20 protein-coding genes and 1 riboswitch are annotated in these 23,278 nt (G+C 73.5%); of the genes, 5 read left to right on the forward strand and 15 right to left on the reverse strand.

The window, feature by feature from the left end; genetic code table 11:
- Positions 1-18: 18 nt before the first annotated feature.
- A complete protein-coding gene (locus tag ACH4OW_RS33415) occupies positions 19-1,005 on the reverse strand; it encodes a ScbA/BarX family gamma-butyrolactone biosynthesis protein (protein WP_398031665.1) in 987 nt (328 codons plus the stop codon).
- A gap of 221 nt (positions 1,006-1,226) precedes the next feature.
- Positions 1,227-1,823: a ScbR family autoregulator-binding transcription factor gene (locus tag ACH4OW_RS33420; protein WP_360134864.1), complete on the reverse strand. Its 597-nt coding sequence runs from the start codon at positions 1,821-1,823 to the stop codon at positions 1,227-1,229.
- Positions 1,824-2,023: 200 nt separating this feature from the next.
- Between ACH4OW_RS33420 and ACH4OW_RS33425 the strand changes: the two genes are divergently transcribed.
- Positions 2,024-3,049 carry an MDR family NADP-dependent oxidoreductase gene (locus tag ACH4OW_RS33425; RefSeq protein ID WP_398031667.1) on the forward strand — a complete coding sequence of 342 codons (1,026 nt, stop codon included), beginning with the start codon at positions 2,024-2,026 and terminating at the stop codon, positions 3,047-3,049.
- Here the strand turns inward: ACH4OW_RS33425 and ACH4OW_RS33430 are convergent.
- The gene (locus ACH4OW_RS33430; RefSeq protein WP_398031669.1) at positions 3,019-3,636 is read right to left on the reverse strand and encodes a TetR family transcriptional regulator; all 618 of its coding nucleotides are present in this window, start codon (positions 3,634-3,636) and stop codon (positions 3,019-3,021) included. The two genes, ACH4OW_RS33425 and ACH4OW_RS33430, sit on opposite strands and share 31 nt — an antisense overlap.
- 457 nt (positions 3,637-4,093) lie before the next feature.
- Between ACH4OW_RS33430 and ACH4OW_RS33435 the strand changes: the two genes are divergently transcribed.
- Positions 4,094-4,858 (forward strand): HAD family hydrolase, encoded by a 765-nt coding sequence (locus ACH4OW_RS33435; protein WP_360134873.1) that lies wholly within the window; start codon positions 4,094-4,096, stop codon positions 4,856-4,858.
- A gap of 9 nt (positions 4,859-4,867) precedes the next feature.
- Here ACH4OW_RS33435 and ACH4OW_RS33440 read toward each other — a convergent pair whose 3' ends face one another.
- Both ACH4OW_RS33440 and ACH4OW_RS33445 read right to left on the reverse strand, forming a co-directional pair.
- Complete coding sequence (locus ACH4OW_RS33440; protein ID WP_398031671.1) at positions 4,868-5,740, reverse strand: PaaX family transcriptional regulator C-terminal domain-containing protein; 873 nt, start codon at positions 5,738-5,740, stop codon at positions 4,868-4,870.
- A 145-nt stretch (positions 5,741-5,885) separates the two neighbouring features.
- Positions 5,886-7,511, reverse strand: a complete 1,626-nt coding sequence (locus ACH4OW_RS33445; protein ID WP_398031673.1) for an AMP-binding protein — start codon at positions 7,509-7,511, stop codon at positions 5,886-5,888.
- 264 nt (positions 7,512-7,775) lie between these two features.
- Between ACH4OW_RS33445 and ACH4OW_RS33450 the strand changes: the two genes are divergently transcribed.
- The gene (locus tag ACH4OW_RS33450) at positions 7,776-8,912 is read left to right on the forward strand and encodes an acyl-CoA dehydrogenase family protein (RefSeq protein ID WP_398031675.1); all 1,137 of its coding nucleotides are present in this window, start codon (positions 7,776-7,778) and stop codon (positions 8,910-8,912) included.
- Between the two features lie 8 nt (positions 8,913-8,920).
- Here the strand turns inward: ACH4OW_RS33450 and ACH4OW_RS33455 are convergent, their stop codons facing one another.
- From ACH4OW_RS33455 to ACH4OW_RS33465, 3 genes are read right to left on the reverse strand one after another with little or no spacing between them, the layout of a single operon-like run.
- On the reverse strand, positions 8,921-10,057 hold the full coding sequence (locus ACH4OW_RS33455) for a bifunctional 2-methylcitrate synthase/citrate synthase (RefSeq protein WP_398031677.1): 1,137 nt from the start codon (positions 10,055-10,057) through the stop codon (positions 8,921-8,923).
- 18 nt (positions 10,058-10,075) lie between these two features.
- The gene (gene prpB / locus ACH4OW_RS33460) at positions 10,076-10,981 is read right to left on the reverse strand and encodes a methylisocitrate lyase (RefSeq protein ID WP_398031678.1); all 906 of its coding nucleotides are present in this window, start codon (positions 10,979-10,981) and stop codon (positions 10,076-10,078) included.
- Positions 10,981-12,498, reverse strand: coding sequence for an MmgE/PrpD family protein (locus ACH4OW_RS33465; protein WP_398031679.1), 1,518 nt, complete (start codon positions 12,496-12,498; stop codon positions 10,981-10,983). The genes prpB and ACH4OW_RS33465 overlap by 1 nt, the downstream gene beginning before the upstream one ends.
- A gap of 195 nt (positions 12,499-12,693) precedes the next feature.
- On the opposite strand from ACH4OW_RS33465, the gene ACH4OW_RS33470 reads away from it, so the two are divergent.
- Both ACH4OW_RS33470 and ACH4OW_RS33475 read left to right on the forward strand, forming a co-directional pair.
- Positions 12,694-14,154, forward strand: a complete 1,461-nt coding sequence (locus ACH4OW_RS33470) for a short-chain fatty acyl-CoA regulator family protein (protein WP_398031681.1) — start codon at positions 12,694-12,696, stop codon at positions 14,152-14,154.
- 212 nt (positions 14,155-14,366) lie between these two features.
- On the forward strand, positions 14,367-15,005 hold the full coding sequence (locus ACH4OW_RS33475) for a DUF998 domain-containing protein (protein WP_398031683.1): 639 nt from the start codon (positions 14,367-14,369) through the stop codon (positions 15,003-15,005).
- Between the two features lie 239 nt (positions 15,006-15,244).
- On the opposite strand, the gene ACH4OW_RS33480 is transcribed toward ACH4OW_RS33475, so the two are convergent.
- From ACH4OW_RS33480 to ACH4OW_RS33510, 7 genes are all read right to left on the reverse strand, one after another.
- Entirely contained in the window at positions 15,245-16,054 is an 810-nt protein-coding gene (locus ACH4OW_RS33480; protein ID WP_398031685.1) for an enoyl-CoA hydratase, read from the reverse strand.
- A complete protein-coding gene (gene mmsB, locus ACH4OW_RS33485; RefSeq protein ID WP_398031686.1) occupies positions 16,051-17,025 on the reverse strand; it encodes a 3-hydroxyisobutyrate dehydrogenase in 975 nt (324 codons plus the stop codon). Before mmsB ends, ACH4OW_RS33480 begins: the two co-directional genes overlap by 4 nt.
- Positions 17,022-18,086, reverse strand: a complete 1,065-nt coding sequence (locus ACH4OW_RS33490) for an enoyl-CoA hydratase/isomerase family protein (RefSeq protein WP_398031688.1) — start codon at positions 18,084-18,086, stop codon at positions 17,022-17,024. The genes mmsB and ACH4OW_RS33490 overlap by 4 nt, the downstream gene beginning before the upstream one ends.
- Positions 18,083-19,291 (reverse strand): acyl-CoA dehydrogenase family protein, encoded by a 1,209-nt coding sequence (locus ACH4OW_RS33495; RefSeq protein WP_398031690.1) that lies wholly within the window; start codon positions 19,289-19,291, stop codon positions 18,083-18,085. Before ACH4OW_RS33495 ends, ACH4OW_RS33490 begins: the two co-directional genes overlap by 4 nt.
- Positions 19,292-19,296: 5 nt before the next feature.
- A complete protein-coding gene (locus ACH4OW_RS33500) occupies positions 19,297-20,796 on the reverse strand; it encodes a CoA-acylating methylmalonate-semialdehyde dehydrogenase (protein WP_398031692.1) in 1,500 nt (499 codons plus the stop codon).
- A gap of 204 nt (positions 20,797-21,000) precedes the next feature.
- A riboswitch (cobalamin riboswitch) is annotated at positions 21,001-21,182 on the reverse strand.
- A 48-nt stretch (positions 21,183-21,230) separates the two neighbouring features.
- A complete protein-coding gene (locus ACH4OW_RS33505) occupies positions 21,231-22,400 on the reverse strand; it encodes an RNA polymerase sigma factor (RefSeq protein WP_398031698.1) in 1,170 nt (389 codons plus the stop codon).
- Positions 22,401-22,408: 8 nt separating this feature from the next.
- Complete coding sequence (locus ACH4OW_RS33510) at positions 22,409-22,816, reverse strand: YciI family protein (protein ID WP_398031694.1); 408 nt, start codon at positions 22,814-22,816, stop codon at positions 22,409-22,411.
- Between the last annotated feature and the right edge of the window lie 462 nt (positions 22,817-23,278).

The following is a 23,278-nucleotide window of genomic DNA, read 5'->3' on the forward strand; positions in this document are numbered from 1 at the left end:
GGCCGCCCCGGCGTCGGTTCAGCGGATGGACTGGCTCGCGGTCCTGGCGGTGAAGACGGACCGGCCGTGCTGCCGGATGTCGATGTCGAGAAGCAGGCGGTCGCGCTCGTCGCGCCCCGCCAAGGTCGCCTCGATCCAGCACGGGGCGTCCAGTTCGGCGTAGCGGCGGAAGGAGCACTCCATATCGGCGGGGAGCGAGAAACCGGGGCCGGCGGCGGCGTGCGCCGCCTGCCGGGCGGCCTCCACCATCAGCATGCCGGGGGCGTGGTCCACGGGGTGGTCGAAGAGCACCGGGTGCGAGGTGTTCACCCGCAGCTGCCAGCGGTTGGCGCGACCGGTGGGGGACAGCACGACGTCGCCGGTGCGGTCGCGCGCCACCAGGGGCGGTTCGACCGGCTCCGAGAGGGCGAGCTTGCGTTCGTTGGCGCGCTGCAGGTCGCTGTACTCGCCGCGCAGCCGGCGGTAGACGGCGGGGCTGTGGCAGGAGAAGTCGAGCTCGGCGGTGGCGAGTTGGGCGCCGTCGCACAGGACGCGGTACTGCTGCCGCGCGCTGGAGAGCCGCTTGCCGCGATACGCCAAGTCGCAATCGGTGATGTGCAGTTCGACCTCGGCGGGCGCGCCGGTGACGCGCAGCACCTCGGGGGTGAGCGAGTAGCGGAGGTCCTGCCAGATGATCGGGTGGTCCAGCGGCACGCCGTGCGCCACGTGGCTGAGCAGGATGCTGGCCTGCCGCATCGTCTCGACCAGGAGCACCGGGTCGTGCAGGCCGTCCACGGGGCTGTAGAAACTGTGGGCGCGCGGCCACTGGGCGCTCACTACCCAGGCATCGCTCCCCGCACGTCGCCAGTCGGTCAGGAACACCTCGGAAACGGCCGTCCGGTGCACGTACTGCCGGGGCACGGTGGTCGTCAGCGGCGGCATCTCCGAGAGGCTGGTGTGCTCCCTCCCGGCGTTCGGACGGCGGTCTGCTGCGGTGGACGGCGCGGTGAGCGTGGCGCTGGCCATGCGTATTCCCTCCCTGGTGGGACTCACGCTGCTCGGACAGAGTGAGCCTCGGTGGCGGACCAACGCGGACTAAGATACAAACCGGATGGTTTGTTTTCTAGTGCTTCCACGGGATTTCTTACGGGAAGGTTTTGACGGGGGAAGCAGGCGGTACGGGGCCGCCCCGGGCGCGACGGCGCGCCGGACGCACGTGCCGTGCGGCCGGGCGCGGGGCGTGGGGCTCAGGCCGCGGTGCGCACCGAGCGGCCGTGCGGGTCGAGGTGGCTCATCGCGCCCGGCGAGGCCAGACCGGGGAGGATGTGCTTCCACAGCGCGGTGACGCGCTCGGGCAGGTCGTGGCGGCCGCTGGCGGCGTGCGAGAAGAGCTGCACCCCCATGTAGGCCGAGACGAAGAACTCGGCGGCCCGGTCCGGCGCGATCGCCGGGAGCAGCTCGCCGTTCTCCCTGGCGTCGGTGAACATCGTCGCGATGATGTCGATCCACGCCTGGTACGGGACCAACGGGTCGTCACTGAACGTCGTCTCCACGGCGATCCGGGTGCCGGCCTGGAGGAGCGGGTCGTCCCGCAGGGCCGCCGCCACCTGGTGCGTGAAGTCGATGGCGTCCTGTAGTCGCGAGTCGCTGACCTGCGGAATGAACGGATCGGTCTGTTCTGCGATGACGGCGCGCGCGAGGGCGTCCTTGGAGGCGAAGTGAAAGTAGAGGGCGCCCTTCGTCACGCCGGCCCGTTGGATGATCTCTGCCATCGTGGCCGCTTCGTACCCGCGCGTGCCGATGACCTGGGCCGCCGCTTCGAGGACGGCACGTCGAGTGCGCACTGCGCGTTCCTGCTTGACCACCGATCGTCCTCCGTATGCTCTCTGGGGGGATGTTGTGCCTGGGGCCAACCTTACGAGCCCGGTCTGTCAGTCTATTTTCGAAACCCTAAAAAAGCCAACCATGCGGTATTGAAAATCGCCCTGGCGGCACCCTTCCGCCGGGACCCGCCACCCGCCACCGACCCACCGGGAGCACCGTTTTGACCGCCGGACGCCCGCCGCTGCCCGCCACGCACCGCGAGGTCCGCCTCGCCGCCCGCCTCCGGGGCGCCCTCACCCCGGAGCACTTCACGCTCGCCGAGGCCCCGTTGCCCGCGGCGGGCCCCGGCCGCCTGCTCGTACGCAACCGGGTGATGGCCGTGACGGCGGCGATGTGCTCGATGATGACCGACGCCGAACTGCCGATGCCGTCCTTCGTGCCGGGGCAGGCCCTGTGGGGCTCGGCCGTCGGCGAGGTCGTACGGTCCTCGGGCAGCGCGTTCGCGCCCGGCGACCTGGTGCTGCACCCGTACGGCTGGCGGGAGTTCGCGGCGGTGGAGGAAGGGCGGGCCCGGCGCGTCGACCCCGAGGCGCTGCCCGACCCCGCGGCGCACCTCTCGCAAGGGGTCACCGCCTGGGGCGCGCTGACGCGCGCGGCCGGAGTGCGGCCCGGCGACACCGTGTTCGTCACGGGCGCGGCGGGCGGCGTCGGCAGCCTGGCGGGCCTGCTCGCCAAGCGGCTGGGCGCCGCCCGCGTCGTCGGCAGTACGGGGTCGCCGCACAAGGTGCCGTACCTGCGGGAGACGCTCGGCTATGACGAAGTGATCGTGCGCGGCGCCGGCCCGGCCGAGGAGCAGCTGCGCCGGGCGGCGCCGGACGGCGTCGACGTCCTGCTGGACACCGTGGGCGGCGAGCAGTTGCGCGCGGCGCTGGCCACGGCCCGTGCCGGCGCCAGGTTCGCGCTGGTGGGCGCGCTCTCCGCCCAGTTGGGCGGCGGTGCGGGCGTGGCGGCGCCGGTCGAGCTGGACTCTTCGCTGGTGGTGACCCGCAGGGTGACGCTGCGGGGGTTCGTTCTGCACGACCATCCGGACCTGCCGCGGGAGTGGGTGGCGGAGTTCGGGCGCGGGCTGCGCGACGGTTCGCTGGTCTTCGCCCACGCCCGGCTGCGGGGCGTCGACCGGGCGCCGCGAGCCCTGTGCGAGCTGACGCGGGGGTGTCACACCGGCGCCGTCCTCGTGGAGGTGTGAGCGGGCGCCGCGCCTTCGGCCCCGGGCGGCAGCTGGGTCCAGATGTCGGTGACGACGTCCTTGTCCCACCACGTCCGGTCCTCTTGCCCGAGGTTCAGCAGGCCGACGACGAGCGCGGCCAGGAGTTGCGCGGAGCGCCGGGGGTCGTCGCCGGGCGGTGACTGCCCGGCCGCCCGGTCGGCGGTGGTCTTCTCCAGGAAGAGCGCGTACCACCGCTGCTGGAGGTCCGGTTCGGCGATGCCTGGCGCGGTCTCCGGGCGCAGCTGGAGCCCGGCCCGTACGACGATGTCGGTGTCCACCCGGCCGAGCAGCCCGATCGCGAAGTCCCGTACGGCGGTGCGGGCCGGGTGCGGCGCGCGGGCCAGCTCGTGCTCCAGGTCCTTGAGCGCCTTGAGGGCTTCGTCCCGCACCGCGAGGGTGAGGTCCTCCTTGGACGCGAAGTGGAAGTAGAGGGCTCCCTTGCTCAGGCGGGCCCGCCGGCTGATGTCGACCATGCCGGCGGCGGGCACGCCCTTCTCGATGAAGGTCTGGGCGGCAGATCGGATGAGCGCCTGGCGGCTTTGTATCGCTCGATACTGCGTCGGCACGGTGTCCGTCCTCCTCTGGTCCGGCTGCGAACGCGCCGCAGTCTACATAGAAAACCAACCATGCGGTTCGAAAATCAAGATGGTGTGTGACCTGTGTTACTCAGTTGATCTCGTGTGGCAAATGAGGCAAACGAGTTCGCCGGCTGTTCGTCTGCCGGTCAGTTCGGGCCGTCGGGTGGCCACGTGGCTCGTTGGGCTTTGGGCGGTGTGGCGCCGCAGGGTGCATTGACAAACAGCGCAGGCGGTTTTTAAATCTGCGAAGGCGAGCGATGGGACGTGCCTCTTCCGGAGCCGCCACTCCGGCGGGGACACGCCACTTCCGGACACCGGTGTGCCACGGCGTCCGCCGTTCGCGGCACGGACACCACCGGCACGTCTTCCCGCGTCCGACGGCGTCACGGACGGCGATCGGACCCCCAGACCCCCAGGCCCACAGGAAATCGGAAGGTGTCGAGCAATGCGTGATTCAGCGGGAGCCGTGCCCCGTCCCGGGAGCGCCGCGCGGGCCGCGGCCGGCGAGACCGTCCGAGCCGCCGTCTTCGACCTCGACGGAACCCTCGCCAACACCCTGCCGCCCATCAGCGCCCTGCTGGTCAAGGTCGTGGCCGAACAGGGCCGTTCGGTCACGCCCCGGCAGGCCGCCACCGCCATCGGCAAGCCCCCAGGGCCGGCCTTCGGCAAACTGCTCGGCCTGCCGGAGGACCACCAGGCCGTGGCGGCCGCCATCGGCCGCTACCGCGAGCTGTTCGCGTACGAGGTGCTGCGCGAGGGGCCGCGGCTGCTCTTCCCGGGCGTGGCCGCCGGGCTGTCCGCGCTGCGCGCCCACGGCATCGAACTGGCCGTGGCCACCTCGAAGGGCACCCGCAGCGCCGAGGCGCTGCTCGACGCGCTGGGCATCCGCGACCTGTTGGGCCCCGTCGTCTGCCAGGACATGGTCAGGCGCGGCAAGCCACACCCGGAGCTGGTGCTGCGGGCCGCCGCCGAACTGGGCGTGGCGCCCTGGGAGAGCGCCTACGTGGGGGACACGGTCGGCGACATGCGGATGGCGGTCACGGCCCGCATGGAGCCGATCGCGGTCACCTACGGGGTGGGCAGCTTCGGGGAGCTGGCGGCGGTGGCGGGCACCCGGATGTGCGGTTCGTTCAAGGAGGTGGTCTCCACCGTCGCCGCCGCCCGGCCGCGGTCGATGGCCGCCGCGGCGGCACACCACAGGAAGCGCTGACCGCGGGCCTCAGGCGGTGGCCGGCACCCGGCCGGGCCCGTCCACCGCCGTGCGCACGAACCGGGCGCCCGCCGCCCGCAGTTTGTCGTGCAGCCGGCCGAAGACGTCCGCCGCGTGGCCGCCCGGCCAGCCCTCGGGCAGGAGGGGAGAGGGCAGGCCGGGGTCCGCGTAGGGCAGGCGGCGCCAGGCGTCCAGCGCCAGCAGGTAGTCGCGGTACGCCGCTTCGGCGGGCACGGTGCGCCGGCTCGACCAGTGGCGCAGCACCGGCTCGTGGTCGGCGAGGAACGCGTGGTGGCGCGCGGCCAGGGAGCGCAGGTCCCACCACCGCGCCACCGCGTCGGCGGTCGGCTCGAAGCCCGCGTGGACGCCGGTGAACAGGTCGACGTAGCCGGACAGTTGGAGCCGGTCCAGCGTGTGCCGCGTCTCGTCGTACAGGTGCGCGGGGGCGATCCACACGCCGGGGGCCGCCGTGCCGAAGCCCAGCCTGGCCAGCCGGGAGCGCAGCAGGTGCCGCTTGTGGCGCTCCTGCTCGGGCACCGAGAAGACGGCGAGGACCCAGCCGTCCGAAGGGCGGGGGGACGGTTTGCCGTAGATCCGCCGGTCGCCGTCGTCCAGGAGCTGGTGCGCGGCCTCGGAGAGCCCGTACGCGGCGGCCCCGGACTCCGTACGGGCGGCGACCAGCAGTCCGCGGCGCTTGAGCCGGGAGACGGCCGAGCGCACCGACGGCGGGTCGACGCCGAGCGCGCCGAGCAGCCTGATCAGCGCGGCGACCGGCACCGGTCCCGGCGGGTCGCCGGGACCGCCCTTCGGGCCGCGCCCGTACGCTCCGTAGAAGGTGACGATCAGGGACCGCGGCGTGCGCTGCGCGTACTGGTCGCTCACGTGGTCGTTTCCCGCCTTGTCGTGCTCCGGTCCGCGGCCGTGAGGGGCGCGCGCGGACGGCTGCCGGGCCGTGGCCGCTTTGCGCGCGATCGTATCCGCAGCCGCCACGGCGCGGTACGGCGGTGTCCCGCACCGCGACCGCCGGTCACGACGTGCGGCCCGGGACGGCCGGCCCGTTGCCGCGCAGCCGGAAGCGCTGGAGCTTGCCCGTCGGCGTCCTGGGCAGCGCGTCGTGGAAGAGGATCTCGCGCGGGCACTTGTACGGCGCTATGGCCGCCTTGGTGAACGCGCGCAGCTCCGCCACCGTTTCCGCGCCGCGCGGCACGCCGGACCGCAGCACGAGGTGGGCCACCACGACCTGGCCGCGCTCCGCGTCGGCCCGGCCGACGACCGCCGCCTCGGCGACGTCGGGGTGGCGCAGCAGCGCGTCCTCGACCTCGGGGCCCGCTATGTTGTAACCGGCCGAGACGATCATGTCGTCGGCCCGTGCCACGTAGCTGAAGTAGCCGTCCGCGTCCCGGACGTAGGTGTCGCCGGTCAGGTTCCAGCCGTCGCGCACGTACTCCCGCTGCCGTTCGTCCGCCAGGTAGCGGCAGCCCGTCGGGCCGCGCACCGCGAGCAGCCCCGGCGTCCCGTCCGGCACCGGCCGGCCGTCGGCGCCGACGACCCGCGCCTCGAAGCCCGGCACCGGCACCCCCGTCGTGCCGGGCCGTGCCGCGTCGTCGGCGGCCGAGATGAAGATGTGCAGCAGCTCGGTCGCGCCGATGCCGTTGACGATGCGCAGCCCGGTCGCCTTCTCCCAGGCGTGCCAGGTGGCGGCGGGCAGGTTCTCGCCCGCCGAGACGCAGCGGCGCAGCGAGGAGACGTCGTGCCCGGCCAGCTTCGGCAGCATCGCCCGGTAGGCGGTCGGCGCGGTGAACAGCACGGAGACGCGGTGCTGCCCGATGTCGCGCAGCAGCCGGTCGGGCCCGCCCCAGTCGGCGAGGTACGCCGAGGCGCCGGCCCGCAGTGGGAAGACCACCAGCCCGCCGAGGCCGAAGGTGAAGCCGAGCGGCGGGCTGCCGGCGAAGACGTCGTCAGGCGTGGGGCGCAACACGTGTGCGGAGAAGGTGTCGGCGATGGCCAGCACGTCGCGGTGGAAGTGCATGCAGCCCTTGGGCCGGCCGGTGGTGCCCGAGGTGAAGGCGATCAGCGCGACGTCGTCGGACGCGGTCGCCACCGCCTCGTACGCGCCGGTCCTGCGCCCGGCCAGGCGCAGGAGGTCGTCGGGCCCTGCGCCGCCGTACGGGGTGATCCGCAGCCCCGGCACGCCGGCCGCGGCCAGGTCGTCCAGCGCGCGGACGTCGCACAGCGCGTGTTCCACCCGGGCCAGGCCGCAGACCGTGGCCAGCTCGTGCGGGCGCTGGGTGGCCAGCACGGTCACCGCCACCGCGCCCGCCTTCATCACCGCCAGCCAGCAGGCGGCCAGCAGGGGAGTGGTGGGGCCGCGCAGCAGCACCCGGTGGCCGGGCAGTACCCCGAGGTCGCCGGTGAGCACGTGCGCGATGCGGTCCACCCGCTCCCGCAGTCCGCCGTACGTCCACTCGGTGCCGGCCGCGTCCCGGAACGCGGGGCGGTCGGCGCCCAGCCGTTCGATGGTGGCGTCGAGGAGTTCGGCGCCGCAGTTGAGCCGGGCCGGGTAGCCGAGGTCGGTGAGGTGCGGCCACTGCGCGGCGGGCGGCAGATGGTCGCGGGCGAAGGTGTCGATGTGTGCCGAAGGCCGTGCTGCCATGCCGGTCTGCCCCCTTGCGGACGACGGCGGGGACGCTCGGAACCTGCTCGGACCTGCGCGGAACCCGGTGGGGGAGTGCCGTGGAAACCGTCCGGGTACTGCCGCGCCGACCCGTCGTCAGCGTAACGTGTTGGTGACGGCAGTCAACAGAGCGCGATACGGTCCGGCGGCGCGGGCCGTACCGGAAGGCACCGGCGGCGCCGCACCGCACCGACCCGAGCGAACCGCCCGGCCGCACCGGGCCCGAGACGAGGGAGCCGCCCCGTGACCGCATTCGCGCTGGGACCCGAGGACCGCAAGTGGTGCGCCGAACTGCGCGCGCTGACCGCCGAACGGCTGCGCCCGCTGGCGGAACGCGGCGCGGCCGGCCGGGTCAACCGCCCCCTCGTGGCGGCCCTCGGCGAACTCGGCCTGCTGCGGCGGGTGTTCCCCGACGACGGGCCCGTGCGCGCCCTCGACCTGTGCCTGCTGCGCGAATCGCTGGCCCAGGAGTCGACCGAGGCGGAGACCGCGCTCGCGCTCCAGGGTTTGGGCACGTACCCGGTCGTCCAGTCCGGCACGGCCGCACAGCGCGAACGCTGGCTGCCGGAAGTGGTCGCGGGCCGCGCGGTGGCGGCCTTCGCGCTCAGCGAGCCGGACGCGGGCTCCGACGCGGCGGCGCTCGCCCTGGCCGCCGAACCGGACGGCGGCCCGGACGCCGGCCGCTGGCGGCTCACCGGCGAGAAGTGCTGGATCTCCAACGCGCCCGAGGCCGACTTCGCCACCGTCTTCGCCCGCACCGGCGGCGCCGGGGCCCGGGGCATCACCGCCTTCCTCGTCCCCGCCGGCCGGCCGGGGCTGTCCGGCGAACCGCTGGACATGCTCAGCCCGCACCCGATCGGCACCCTCGTCTTCGACGGCGTGCCGGTGACCCGCGACGACGTCCTGGGGGAGGTGGATCGCGGCTTCGGCGTCGCGATGCGCACCCTGAACCTCTTCCGGCCCAGCGTCGGCGCCTTCGCGGTCGGCATGGCCCAGGCCGCGCTGGACGCCGCCCTCGCGCACGCCGCCACGCGTACCGCGTTCGGCGGCCCGTTGAAGGACCTCCAGTCCGTCGCCCACCAGCTCGCCGAGGTCGCCACCCGGGTGGAGTCGGCGCGGCTGCTGGTCTACGCGGCGGCCACCGCGTACGACAGCGGCGCCGCCGACATCGCCAAGCGCGCCGCGATGGCCAAGCTGCTGGCCACCGAGACCGCCCAGTACGCCGTGGACACGGCCGTCCAGGTCCACGGCGCCCGCGCCCTGCGCCGCGGCCACCTCCTGGAACACCTCTACCGCGAGGTCCGCGCGCCCCGCATCTACGAGGGCGCGACGGAGGTCCAGCGGTCGATCGTCGCCAAGGAGCTGTTCCGCACGGGCTGAACGGGCCGTCAGGCGGGCTCAGGGACGGCCCGCTGCCCCGGCCCGTTGTACGCGCCCAGCGGCCGGATCAGCGCGTTGTGGGCGAGCTGTTCGGTGATGTGGGCGGTCCAGCCGGTGATCCGGCTCATGACGAAGACCGGCGTGAAGGCGGGCACGTCGAAGCCCATCAGGTGGTAGGCGAGGCCCGCCGGGTAGTCCAGGTTCGGGTGGATGCCCTTGCGCCGCAGCACCGCCTCGCGCAGTGCCGTGTGCGCCGCGGCCAGCCGGGCCGCTTCCGGGTCGCCGCGCAGGGCCACGAGCCGGTCGGTGGCCTCCTGCATCACCGGGACGCGGGAGTCGCCGTGCCGGTAGACGCGGTGCCCGAACCCCATGATCTTGCGCCGGTCCGCCAGGGCCGCCGCCAGCCACGCGTCGGCGCGCCCCGGGTCGCCGATCTCCGCCAGCATGCGCATCACCGCCTCGTTGGCGCCACCGTGCAGCGGCCCCTTGAGCGCGCCGATGGCGGCGGTCACCGCGCTGTAGAGGTCGGAGAGGGTGGAGGTGACGACGCGCGCGGTGAACGTCGAGGCGTTGAAGCTGTGTTCCGCGTACAGGATGAGGGAGATCTCGAAGCAGCGGACCACTTCGGGTTCCGGGACCCGCCCGAAGCACATGTGGAAGAAGTTCTCCGCGAAGCCCAGCCCGGGGTCGGGGGGCACCGGCGCGAGACCGCGCCGCCTGCGGTGGTCCGCGGCGACCACCACCGGCAGCCTCGCCAGCAGGGCGAGGGACTTGGCGCGGTGGGCGGCCGTGCTGCCGTCGTCCTCGGTCGGGTCCTCGGCGCCGAAGAGGCTGACGGCGGTGCGCAGCACGTCCATCGGGTGGCAGCTCTCCGGCAGCCGCGCGAGCAGGTCGCCGGTGGTGCGGTCGAGCGGCCGCAGGGCCCGTTCGCCGGCCTGGAACGCGTGCAGTTCCGTGGCGTCGGGCAGGTCGCCGTACCAGAGCAGGTACGCGACCTCTTCGAAGGAGCGGCGGGCGGCCAGGTCCTGGACCGGGTAGCCGCGGTAGGTCAGGGAGTTGGTCTCCGGGATGACGGTGGAGATCTCGGTGGTGTCGACGACGACACCGGCCAGGCCGCGGTGGATCTCCGGCGGGGTGGTGGTCATGGGAGCCTCCGGTGCGGGTCAGTCGCCGGGCGGGAGCGTGAAGTCGTGGACGGCCGAGTCGAAGGCCGCGTACTGCTCGTAGCCGAGGAGTTCGTACAGGCGGGAGCGGGTCTGCATGCGGGGCAGCAGGGACTCCTGGGAGCCTTCGGCGGCGAGGGTGCGCAGGCCGTCCTCGACGGCGCCCATCGCCAGGCGCAGCAGGGTGACGGGGTAGAGGGCGATGTTGTAGCCGAGCCGTTCGAGGGTGGCGGCGCCCAGCAGCGGGCTCTTGCCGAACTCGGTCATGTTGGCCAGCAGCGGCACGTCCACGGCCGCCCGGAACGCGGCGAACTCCGCCTCGTCGCGCAGCGCCTCCGGGAAGACCGCGTCGGCGCCCGCTTCCACGTACGCGCGCGCCCGGTCGATCGCCGCGTCCAGGCCCTCCACGGCGCGCGCGTCCGTGCGGGCCATCAGCAGGAAGTCCGGGTCGCGGCGCGCGTCGGCGGCGGCCCGCACCCGGCGCACCATCTCCTCGCGCTCCACCACCGACTTGCCGTCCAGGTGCCCGCACCGCTTGGGATTGACCTGGTCCTCCAGGTGCAGCCCGGCGAGCCCGGCGTCCTCCATCAGCTGGACGGTACGTGCCGCGTTCATCGGCTCGCCGAAGCCGGTGTCCGCGTCGATCAGGACGGGGAGACCGGTGACCCGCGTGAACTGCTGCGCCCGCGCGGCGAGTTCGGTGGACGTGGTCAGCCCGATGTCGGGCAGCCCCAGGTCGGCGGCGAGCACCGCACCGGACAGGTAGCAGGCGTCGAAGCCGGTCTCCTCGACGAGCTTCGCGGAGAGTGGGTTGATCGCGCCGGGGACGCGCAGCAGCCGCCCGGAGGCGAGCTTTTCGCGCAGGTCGCGGCGGCGCTCGGACGCGGTGGTGCGGGTGTGCAGCATCAGAACAAGCCCTTCGGGAGCGAGGCGTCGTACGCGGCGAGTGCGCCGGCGTCCACGGCGGGGAAGAGCGCGTCCAGGCCGGGCCCGTCCAGTCCGGGCAGCCCGTGGGCCGCCGCCAGGAACCGGTCCTGTGCCTCGCCCGTCACCACACCCTCGGCCAGCGTGCGGAACTTGGCCGCGTAGGCGTCCCGGCCGAAGGGCCGCGCCCCCGCGGGGTGCGCGTCGGCCACCGCCAACTCGTCCTCGATCACCGTGCCGTCCGCCAGCGTCACCACGGCCCGGCCGCCGAACGCGCGCCGCGCCGGGTCGGGCTCGTGGTAGCGCCGCGTCCACTCCGGGTCCTCGACGGTGCTGATCTTCCGCCACAGCTCCACGGTCTCCGGACGCGCGGCACGCTCGGGCGCGTACGAGCGTTCGTGGTGCCAGCCGCCGTCCTCCAGCGCCACCGCGAAGACGTACGGCACCGAGTGGTCCAGCGTCTCGCGGCTCGCGCGCGGATCGTACTTCTGCGGATCGCCGGACCCGGAACCGATCACCTGATGCGTGTGGTGGCTGGTGTGCAGCACGACCGAGCGCACCTTCTCCAGCGGCCCGGTCCGCTCCCGCAGCCGCCGCGCCAGGTCGATGACGGCCTGCGCCTGGTACTCGGCGGAGTGCTCCTTGGTGTACGTGTCGAGAATCGCGCGCCGCGCCTCGCCGGGCTCCGGCAGCGAGACGGTGTACGTGGCCTCCGGACCGTCCAGCAGCCACGCCAGGAACCCGTCCTCGCCCTCGTAGACGGGGGACGGCGAACCCTCCCCGCGCATCGCCCGGTCCACCGCCTCGATCGCGGCCTTCCCGGCGAAGGCCGGCGCGAACGCCTTCCAACTGGAAATCTCGCCCTTACGGGACTGCCGCGTCGCGGTCGTCGTGTGCACGGCCTGCTGAACGGCCTGGTAGACGACCTCCGTCGGCAGCCGCAGCAGCGCGCCGAGGCCGCACGCCTGCGCCGCGCCCAGGTGGGCGACGTGATCGATACGGTGCCGGTGCAGGCAGATGCCCCGCACGAGCGCCACGTGCACCTCGTACGCGGCGACGATGCCGCGCAGCACGTCGGCGCCGCCCCGGCCGGTGTGCTGCGCCACGGCCAGCAGCGGCGGGATGCTGTCGCCGGGGTGGGCGTAGTCGGCGGCCAGGAACGTGTCGTGGAAATCCAGTTCCCGTACGGCGGTGCCGTTGGCCCACGCCGCCCACTCGGGCGAGACCCGCAGCCCGCCGGCACCGAAGACCGAGGCGCCCGGCGCGCCCGGATGCGGCCCGGCCTGGGCGCGGGCGACGGCCACCGGGCGGCGGCGCAGCGCGGCCACGGCCACCCCGGCGTTGTCGACGACCCGGTCGGCCGCCATCGCCGCCGCGTCCGGGTCGAGGTCCGGTGCGTCCTGGGTGCCGGTGGCGACGGCCGCCAGCTTCCAGGCGAGCTGCTCCTCGCGCGGCAGCCGGGCGGCACTCGGGTGGACACGTACCTGATGGTCGATCACGGGGCTCCTCGAAGATGCGCGGTGCGGCGTCCTACGCGTCCGAGCCTGCCCCGCGGCGGGCCCCGCCGCGACCGCGCCACCCTGCGGATTTCCTCCCGCGCCGGGCTGCGGAACGGCGAAATCTGCGAATCCTGCGGATGCTACGTTCGCACGGGGCGACGGAACGACGGCGCACGCGACGAAGGGGGCAGCGGTATGACACGACCGCCCGTCCGCAAGATCTACGCGCACGCCAAGCTGCGCAGGCTCCGCCGCGAACACGGCCTCAACCAAGTGCAGCTCGCCCGCGAACTGGGCATCTCCACCAGCTACCTGAACCAGATCGAACAGAGCCAGCGCCCGCTGACCGCCCCCGTCCTGCTGCGCATCGCCCACGTCCTGGGCGTCGACGCCGAGTACTTCTCGGAGGCCGAGGAGGAACGCCTCACCACCGACCTGCGCACCGCCCTCGGCGACGAGGCGTGCGGCACCCCGCCGCCCGCCGAGGAGATCGCCGAGGTCGCCCGCGACCACCCCGAGGTGGCCCGCGCCCTGGTCGCCCTGCACCGCCGCTACCGCTACGCCACCGAACAGGCCGCCGCCCTCGCGGGCCCCGGCGACAGCGCGGCCCTGCCGCCCGCCGAGCCGCACGACGAGGTGCGGGACTTCTTCTACGCCCACCACAACCACGTCGCCCCGCTGGACGCCGCCGCCGAACACACCGCCGCCGGACTGGGCCTGCGCCCCGGCCGCTCGGCCGACGTACTCGCCGCCCGCCTGGCGGACCACCACGGGGTACGGGTCGTCGAGGCCGCCCCGGACCACGCGCCCGACGTCCGCCGCTTCGACCCGCAGGCGGGCCTGCTGTTCCTCTCCCCCTGGCTCACCGAGGGCCGCCGCGCCTTCCAACTGGCCACTCAACTGGCCTTACTGGAACAGGGCAGCCTCCTCGACACCCTCACCGCCACCGCCCAGCCCTCCTCACCCGAATCCGCCGCCCTCACCCGCATCGGCCTCGCCGACTACTTCGCGGGCGCGCTCCTGATGCCGTACACCGCCTTCCACGCGGCCGCCGAGGAACTGCGCTACGACATCGAACTCCTCCAGGCCCGCTTCGGCGTCGGCTTCGAAACCGTCTGCCACCGGCTCAGCACCCTCCAGCGCACCGGGCGGCGCGGCGTCCCCTTCTCCTTCCTGCGCGTGGACCGGGCCGGCAACATCTCCAAACGCCAGTCGGCCACCGACTTCCACTTCTCCCGCCTCGGCGGCACCTGCCCCCTGTGGACGGTCTACGACGCCTTCTCCGCCCCCGGCCGCATCCTCACCCAGGTGGCCGAGATGCCGGACGGCAAACGCTACTTCTGGACCGCCCGCACCGTGACCCGCGGTGGCTTCGGCCACCACGCGCCGCGCGCCGACTTCGCCGTGGCCCTGGGCTGCGAACTCCGCCACGCCCACCGCCTCGTCTACGCGGCCGGCATCGCCCTGGACGACCCCCGCGCCGCCACCCCCATCGGCCTCGGCTGCCGCCTGTGCGAACGCCGCGACTGCGCCCAACGGGCCCGCCCCCCGGCCGGCGGCCGCCTCGCCGTCGACCCGGACCGGCGGACGCACGTGCCGTATCCGGTGGTCGACGGCCGGGAGCCGGGGGCGGGGTGGCGGGCGGGCCAGCGGTGACGGACGGAGGTCACTTTGTGCAGCTCAGCGCCGGTGTGAGCGATCCGCGGACTCCTGCCCCCGGCCGCAGTAGGGACTGCCCCACCCTGTGCCAGGGGGCTTGTCGGATTGCCTGAGTCCGGCGCCGCATGATCGGCTGTCCGCACGTTATTCGCGTGGCGGAAGGTGGACAGGTGAGAGTCCGGATCGGGTACTCGGCATGGATCGTGGGCGTGGTGCAGTTCTTCGTCATCCACTGGATTGCCGAGTCGGCTTGGGCCAGACCGTATAGCTGGGCGCAGAACAACATCAGCGACTTAGGAAACGCTCACTGCGCTCTGCAGCCAGAGCCCGAGCCGCGGTATATCTGTTCTCCCGAGCACGGACTGATGAATGTTTCGTTCGTCGCCCTGGGAGTGCTGTTCGTTGTCGGTGCTGCCCTGACCGGTGAGGTGCTTTGGCGCAGGGGACGGGCCGCTGCCGTGGCCCGTCTGCTGCTCGCCGGCGCCGGCGTGGGATTCGTGTTGGCCGGGCTGGCTCCGGCGGATGTCAACGAGAACCAGCATATCTTGGGCGCCCTCTTCATCATGGCAGCGGGCAACATCGGTCTCGTCGTTGCGGGGTTCGGCCTGGCAGAACACGTGCCGACCACCCTGCGGTGGGGCACCAGCCTTCTGGGAGTCACCGCGCTCACGGCCTTCGGGCTGTTCCTCTCCCACCACTACCTTGGCCTGGGCATGGGAGGTATGGAACGGGTCGCTGCTCTTCCTCTCCTGTTCTGGGCGCTTGCTGTCGGCGTTCGTGGCCTCATTCGGCGGTCGGGTCGTATGCAGGAGGCGATGCCGGCAGGGCGTCTCAGCCGCGCTGGTTGAGAGCTCGGGTCAGGTCCCGGTGAGAACGATCTCCAGTCGATGACGACCCAGCGCTGGACCGTGTCCGGCAGCGGCGGACGGGGGGCGAGCACCACGGAGCCGAGGAAGTGCCCGGCCGGGGCGTCCCCTCGCCCCAGTCGCCGACTACGGTGCTGCTCTTGAGCCTTCAAGAGGATCACCCTGGCCAGCGCGTGCCCGGGGTGAGGTCGTTTCGGCCGGGCCGTGTCCGCGGATGTGCCTCAGCGGTGCGTGAACTCCGCCGCCCGTTTCTCCACGAACGCCGTCATGCCCTCCTTCTGGTCGGCGGTGGCGAACACCGCGTGGAACAGGCGCCTTTCGAAGCGGACGCCCTCGGCGAGGGTGGTCTCGAAGGCGCGGTTGACGGCTTCCTTGGCCATCATGGCGACCGGCGCGGACATCGCCGCCACCTTCCCGGCGACCGCGTGCGCCTCGGACAGCAGGTCGGCGGCCGGCACCACCCGCGAGACCAGGCCCGCCCGCTCGGCCTCCGCCGCGTCCATGGTGCGGCCGGTCAGGCACAGTTCCATCGCCTTGGCCTTGCCGACGGCGCGGGTCAGCCGCTGGGACCCGCCGATGCCCGGGATGACGCCCAGCTTGATTTCCGGCTGGCCGAAGACGGCGGTGTCGGCGGCGAGCAGGATGTCGCAGAGCATCGCCAGCTCGCAGCCGCCGCCCAGCGCGTGCCCGGCCACCGCGGCGACCGTCGGCGTGCGCAGGGCGCCCAGCCGGTCCCAGGCGGTGAACCAGTCGCTGAGGTACATGTCCATGTACGACTGCGGCCGCATCTCCTTGATGTCGGCCCCGGCGGCGAACGCCTTCGCCGAGCCGGTGACGATGATGCAGCCGATGTCCGGATCGCGGTCCAGCTCCTCGGTGGCCGCCACGACCTCGTTCATCACCTGGAGGTTGAGGGCGTTGAGCGCCTTGGGGCGGTTGAGGGTGAGCGTGGCGGTACGGCCGGTGCGCTCCACGAGGATCGTCTCGTACGGCTGCGTACGGCCGTCCGTGCGCGGGGTGGTGTCGGTCATGCGGTCGTCGTTCCGTTCTGCTCGGTTTCCTGTGCGGTCGGGCCGCCGGTGCCGGATCGCTGCCGGATCGCCCGTACGATCCCGGAGAAGTCCTCCGCCGCGCCCTCGCCCTCGGCGAACGCCGCGAACAACTCGGCGGCGCGCAGGCCGAGTTCCGCCTGTACGCCGCCCGAGCGGACCGCGTTGGCGGCCAGCCCCAGGTCCTTGGCCATCAGGGGCGCCGCGAAGCCCGGCCGGTAGTCGCGGTTGGCGGGGCTGCCCGGCACCGGGCCGGGCACCGGGCAGTTGACGCTCAGCGCCCAGCACTGCCCGCTCGCGGTGGACGCCACGTCGTACAGGGCCTGGTGGGTCAGGCCCAGGCTCTCCCCGAGGACGAACGCCTCGCTGACGCCGATCATCGAGATGCCGAGGATCATGTTGTTGCAGATCTTCGCGGCCTGCCCGGCGCCCGCGCCGCCGCAGTGCACCGCCTTCTTGCCCATCGCGGCGAGCAGCGGCTCGGCCCGCGCGAACTCGGCGGCGCCGCCGCCCGCCATGAACGTCAGCGTGCCGGCCTCGGCCCCCACCACGCCGCCCGAGACCGGTGCGTCCAGTGCCTGTTGGCCGGCGCGCGCCGCGGCCTCGTGTGCGGCGCGGGCGTCCGCGACGTCGATGGTCGAGCAGTCGACGAACAGGGTGCCGGGGCGGGCCGCCGCGAGCAGTCCCTGGTCCTCGTAGAGGGCCAGGACGTGCCGTCCTGCGGGCAGCATGGTGATCACCACGTCCGCGTCCGCCACCGCGGCCACCGCCGAAGCGGCGGGCTCCACACCGGCCCCGGCCGCCGCCGCCAGCGCCTCCGGTACGAGGTCGAACCCGGTCACCCGGTGACCGGCCCCGACCAGGTTGGCCGCCATCGGCCCGCCCATGTTCCCGAGCCCGACGAACCCGACCGTGGCGGGCCCCGCGTTTCCGTCCGCCGTCTCCGTGCTCACCAGGGCACCTCCTGCGGGAAGCCGCCGGCGAGTCCCAGCTCGCGGTCGCCGAGCGGTGCGAAGAACCGGGCCACGTCCGCGTCGGTGACCTCGGCGAGGGCGGCGGGGGACCAGCGCGGCCGCCGGTCCTTGTCGATCACCTGGGCGCGGATGCCCTCGACCAGGTCGGGCGCGGCCAGCGCCGCGCACGAGACGCGGTACTCCTGGTCCAGGACCCGTTCCAGCGGCCCCAGGCCCCGGGCCCGGCGCAGCGCGGCCAGGGTGACCTTCAGCGAGGTGGGGGACTTGGCGAGGAGCGTCTCGGCGGCCTCCTTGGCCTCCGGGACGCCGGTGCCGAGCAGCCGGTCCACGATCTCCTCGACGGTGCCGGCCGCGTAGCAGTGGTCGATCCACTCCCGGCGCGCCGCCAGTTCGCCGTCCGGAGCCTCCCGTACGTACCGCGGCAGCACCTCGGGCACCGGGTCGGCGGCGAGGTCGGCCACCAGCCGCGCCACCCGCTCCGCCGGGACGAAGTGGTCGGCCAGCCCGCACAGCAGCGCGTCCCCGGCCCCCACCGGCGCCCCGGTCAGCGCCAGGTGGGTGCCCAGCTGCCCGGGCGCCAGCGCCAGCAGGTACGTGCCGCCGACGTCCGGCACGAAGCCGATGCCGGTCTCGGGCATGGCGACCTTGGAGCGCTCGGTGACGATCCGTACGCTGCCGTGCGCCGAGACGCCGACGCCGCCGCCCATCACGATGCCGTCCATGACGGCGACGTACGGCTTGGGGTAGCGCGCGATACGGGCGTTGAGCCGGTACTCGTCGCGCCAGAACGCGGCGGAGGCCGTGCCGCCGGTCCTGGCGTCCTCGTGGATGGCGCGGATGTCGCCGCCCGCGCACAGCCCGCGCTCACCGGCCCCTGTGATCACCACGGTGTCGACCGCCGGGTCGTGCTCCCACCCGGCCAGGGCCGCGTCGATCCGGCGCACCATGGCGTGGTCGAGGGCGTTGAGGGCCTTGGGCCGGTTGAGGGTGAGGTACGCCGCCCGGCCCTCGGTCCGCAGCAGTACGGAGTCGTCGGTCATCGGGCGGCCCCCGCCCCGGCGCGGGCGCCGCCGGTCTTCGCCCCGGTCAGCCCGCGGGCCACGATCAAGCGCATGATCTCGTTCGTCCCTTCCAGGATCTGGTGCACCCGAAGATCGCGGACGATCTTCTCCATGCCGTATTCACTCAGGTAGCCGTAGCCGCCGTGCAGTTGCAGCGCACGGTCGGCGACGGAGTAGCCCGTGTCGGTGGCGAACCGCTTGGCCATCGCGCACAGCTGCGGTGCCTGCGGGTCGGCCCGGTCCAGCGCCTCGGCCGCTTGCCGCACCAGCGCACGGGCCGCGGCCAGCTCCGTCGCCATGTCGGCGAGCCGGAACTGCAACGCCTGCGCGTCCAGCAGCCGCCCCCCGAACGCCTCCCGGTCCGCGAGGTACGCCTGCGCCGCGTGCAGCGCGCTCTGCCCGCCGCCGAGGGAGCAGGCGGCGATGCCGAGCCGGCCGCCGTTGAGGCCGCTCATCGCGATGCGGAAACCGTCGCCCTCCGCACCCAGCCGCCGGTCGGCGGGGACGCGCACCTCGTCCAGGATCACCTGTCGGGTGGGCTGCGCGTTCCAGCCCATCTTCTTCTCGTTGGCGCCGAACGACAGCCCCGGGTCGTCGCGCTCGACGACGAACGCCGAGATGCCGCCGGGACCTTCCTCGCCGGTACGGGCCATCACCACGTACACCCGCGAGGCCCCGGCACCGGAGATGAACTGCTTCACGCCGGTGAGCACGTACTCCTCGCCGTCGCGCACCGCGCGCGTGCGCAGCGCCGCCGCGTCCGACCCGGCGCCCGGCTCGGTCAGGCAGTAGCTGCCCAGGTCCGCCATCGAGCACAGGCCGGGCAGCCAGCGGGCGCGCTGCGCCTCGTCCCCGTACCGGTCGATCATCCAGGCGACCATGTTGTGGATGGAGAGGTAGCCCGCGATGGACGGGCAGGCGGTGGCCAGCACCTCGAAGACCAGCACGCCGTCCGCGCGGCTCAGCGCGGAGCCGCCGCACTCCTCCCGTACGTAGATCCCGCCGAGCCCGAGCCCGGCGGCCTTGCGCAGCACGTCCACGGGGAAGTGCTTGTCCTGGTCCCAGGCCACGGCGTGCGGCGCGATGTGCTCCTGGGCGAAGTCCAGCGTCGTCTCGACGATGGCGAGCTGGTCCTCGGTGAGCGAGGTGAGCGAGGCGGCCGTGGTGGTGGTCATGACGCTCATCGCGCTCAGCCCATCGTCGGGATGGTGAAGCTCGCGCCCTCCTTGACCCCGGAGGGCCAGCGCGAGGTGACGGTCTTGGTGCGGGTGTAGAAGCGGATCGCGTCCGGGCCGTGCTGGTTCAGGTCGCCGAACCCGGACCGCTTCCAGCCGCCGAAGGTGTGGTACGCCACGGGCACCGGGATCGGCACGTTCACGCCGACCATGCCGGTGTTCACCCGGCGGCCGAAGTCCCGCGCGGTGTCCCCGTCCCGGGTGAAGATGGCCACGCCGTTGCCGTACGGGTGCTCCGTGGGCAGCCGCAGCGCCTCCTCGTAGTCGGCCGCCCTGACCACCGACAGCACGGGCCCGAAGATCTCCTCCTGGTAGATCCGCATGTCCGTGGTGACCCGGTCGAAGAGCGAGGCGCCCGCGAAGAAGCCGTCCTCGTGTCCCGGCAGGGTGAAGTCCCGTCCGTCCACGACCAGTTCGGCGCCCTCGGCGACGCCGAGGTCCACGTAGGCGCGGACCCGGTCCAGCGCGTCCCGGCCCACCAGCGGCCCGAAGTCGGCGTGCGGGTCGTCGGAGCGGCCGATGCGCAGCGTGCCGATCCGCTCCTTGAGCCGTGCCACCAGCGCGTCGGCGGTCTCCTCGCCGACCGGTACGGCGACCGAGATCGCCATGCACCGCTCGCCGGCCGACCCGTACCCGGCGCCCACCAGGGCGTCCACCACCTGGTCGAGGTCGGCGTCCGGCATCACGACCAGGTGGTTCTTGGCGCCGCCGAAGCACTGGGCGCGCTTGCCGTGCGCGGCGGCGGTCGCGTAGATGTGCGCGGCGACCGGTGTCGAGCCGACGAAGCCGAGCGCTTCGACGCGCGGGTCCTCCAGCAGCGTGTCCACCGACTCCTTGCCGCCGTTGACGACATTGAGGATGCCCGGCGGCAGCCCCGCCTCCGAGAACAGCTCGGCCAGCCGCAGGGGTACCGACGGCGCCCGCTCGGACGGCTTGAGCACGAACGCGTTGCCGCAGGCGATGGCCGGTGCGGCCTTCCACAGCGGGATCATCGCGGGGAAGTTGAACGGGGTGATCCCGGCCACCACGCCGAGCGGGCGGCGCAGCGAGTGCACGTCGATGCCGGTCCCGGCGTTGTCGGAGAACTCGCCCTTGAGCAGGTGCGGAATGCCGGCCGCGAACTCCACCACCTCCAGGCCGCGCTGGAGGTCGCCGTGCGCGTCCGCGACCGTCTTGCCGTGCTCGCTCGACAGCAGCCGGGCCAGCGCGTCCCGCTCGCCCTCGACCAGGCGCAGGAAGTTCAGCAGCACACGGGCGCGCCGCTGGGGGTTCCACTCGCCCCATTCGGGCTGCGCGGACGCCGCGTCGGCGACGGCCGCGGCCGTCTCGGACCGGTCGGCGAGCGGCACCCTGGCCTGCACGGTGCCGGTGTTGGGGTCGAACACGTCGCCGTAAGCACCGGAGGTACCGGGGGTGTGCTTGCCGCCGACGAAATGGGTGAGTTCGCGGACCATGGGAGCCTGCTCTCGTCAGGTGGGATCCGGGGATGGCACGGCCGGGCACCCGGGCGGCGCGGAGGGCGCGCGGACCGTGGCGGGGCCGTGGGACGCGAAAGGCGTGGAACCGTCAGCGCGCGGGCGGTGCCGCGGGCCGGGCCGGATCACCTGGGCTGTGGGTACGCACCGGTGCCATGCGTGTCTGCTCCATCCTCGTGGACAACACGGAACAACACCCGCGGCCGGTATCCTGGCTTCCGGATCACCGCGCGCCGCCCGCCTTCCCGACCTCGGTCTCGTCAGTGGCGTGTTGCTCGGCGTCGCACTCCCCGGTCACAGTGGCGGGACCACGCCGGATTCGCACCGGCTTCCCTGCACCGCGGGCCTTGGTCACGACGATATAGTTGGACGTCCTAGTAAGTCCAGGGGGTCCCGCCGCGCGGCCCGGCCCGTCACCGCGCCCGGCGGGCGTCGAGCCCGGCGTCGAGCCCGGCGTTGAGCCGGGCGGACTGGCGCGTCAGGTGGTCGCGTTCGGCCAGGTTGGACGCCTTACGGGCGGCTTCGGCGTACAGCCGTGCCGCCGTCGGCAGGTCGCCGTCGCGTTCGTGGAGATACGCCGCCACCGCGGTGTGGCGGGGCAGGGAGGCGTCCAGCGCCGCCAGCGCGACCAGGCCGGCGCGCGGGCCGTCGGCCTCGCCCACGGCCACCGCGCGGTTGAGCCGGACGACCGGACTGCCGGTCAGGCGTACGAGTTCGTCGTACCACTCGACGATCTGCACCCAGTCGGTCTCCTGGGCGGTGGGCGCGTCCGCGTGGAGCGCCGCGATGGCGGCCTGGGCCTGGAACTCGCCCAGCCGGTCGCGGGCCAGGGCCGCCTGCAAAAGCCCGATGCCCTCGGTGATCGCCCCGGTGTCCCACCGGCCGCGGTCCTGCCAGGCGAGCGGCACCAGGCCGCCGTCGGGCGCGGTCCGGGCGGCGCGCCGCGCGTGGTGGAGCAGCATGAGGGCGAGCAGCCCCGCCACCTCGGGGTGGTCGAACGCGGCGGCGAGCTGCCGGGTGAGCCGGATGGCCTCGGCCGCGAGGTCGACGTCGCCGGAGTAGCCCTCGTTGAAGACCAGGTAGAGGACGCGCAGCACGGTGGCCACGTCGCCGGGCCGGTCGAAGCGCACCTCGGAGACGGTGCGCTTGGCCCGGCTGATGCGCTGGGCCATGGTGGCCTCCGGCACCAGGTAGGCCCGGGCGATCTGGCGGGTGGTGAGACCGCCGACGGCCCGCAGGGTGAGGGCGACCGCGGACGACGGCGTCAGCGAGGGGTGGGCGCACAGGAAGTAGAGCCGGAGCGTGTCGTCCACCGCGGGCGCGGGTCCCGGCACGGGTTCCTCGTCGGCGCGGTCCTCCCGCCGGCGGCGGGCGGCGTCCGCCCTGGCCGTGTCGAGGTACCGGCGCCAGGCCACGGTGACCAGCCAGCCCTTCGGGTCCCGCGGCAGGCCGCCGGGCCAGGTGCGGACCGCCTCGACCAGCGCGTCCTGTACGGCGTCCTCGGCCGCCGCGAAGTCTGCTCCGCGGCGGACGAGGATGCCGAGCACGCTCGGCGTGAGGCTCCGGAGGAGGGTCTCGTCCACCTCGGGAGTCACTCCGTGACGGTGGGCTGCGCGGCGAAGAAGGGGCGTACCTCCAGCCACTCGTGGATCGGCTTGCCGCCCGCGCCGGGGGCGGCCGACAGCTCGCCTGCCAGCTCGACGGCGCGCTCGTAGCTGTCGACGTCGATGACCATCCAGCCGGCGATCAGGTCCTTGGTCTCGGCGAACGGCCCGTCGGTGACCGGCGGGCGCCCTTCGCCGTCGTAGCGGACCCACGCGCCCTCGGGGGCGAGCGCCTGGCTGTCGACGAACTCGCCGGTCCCTTCGAGCCGGTCGGCGAAGTCGCGCATGTACTGCATGTGGGCGGAGATCTCCTCCGGCGTCCACTGGCTCATGGGTACGTCGTTGTCGCAAGCCGGGGCGCCGCGGTAGTGCTTCAGCAGCAGGTACTTGGCCATGGTGGCTCTCCTCGGTGGTGGTGCGGCCCATTGTGGTCGCGTTCACTGCGGGGACGTAGCCGGCCGCTGGTTCTCGACACCGGCGGGCGAAGATTTTCGACTTCTCGGCGGCCTGCTCGTCGTACGGCTCTCTCCGACCCTTCGCAACCTTGGCAGAACCCGCGCACAAGATGGGCGGAACTTGGCTCGGGGCCATGGTTGATGGCACCGAGTGCCACTGCCAGAGTCGGCAGTGCGGCCCCCCGGCAACATTGCTCACCCGGGTACCGGGAGTTCTGGCGGGCCGCGCTTCCGAAAAGAGACGGCACTCGGTGCCGGACATTCGCACTGTTCACCGGGAGATGGTCATGGCACAGGCAGATACCAAGGCGGCCGAGGAGTTGGCCCGGCGGTGGGCGACCGATCCGCGGTGGCGGGGCACCATCCGTACGCACAGTGCCGCGGATGTGGTGCGGCTGGCGG

It is taken from the genome of Streptomyces sp. NPDC017056 (genome assembly GCF_044332485.1).
In the GTDB taxonomy this organism is placed as follows: Bacteria; Actinomycetota; Actinomycetes; order Streptomycetales; family Streptomycetaceae; genus Streptomyces.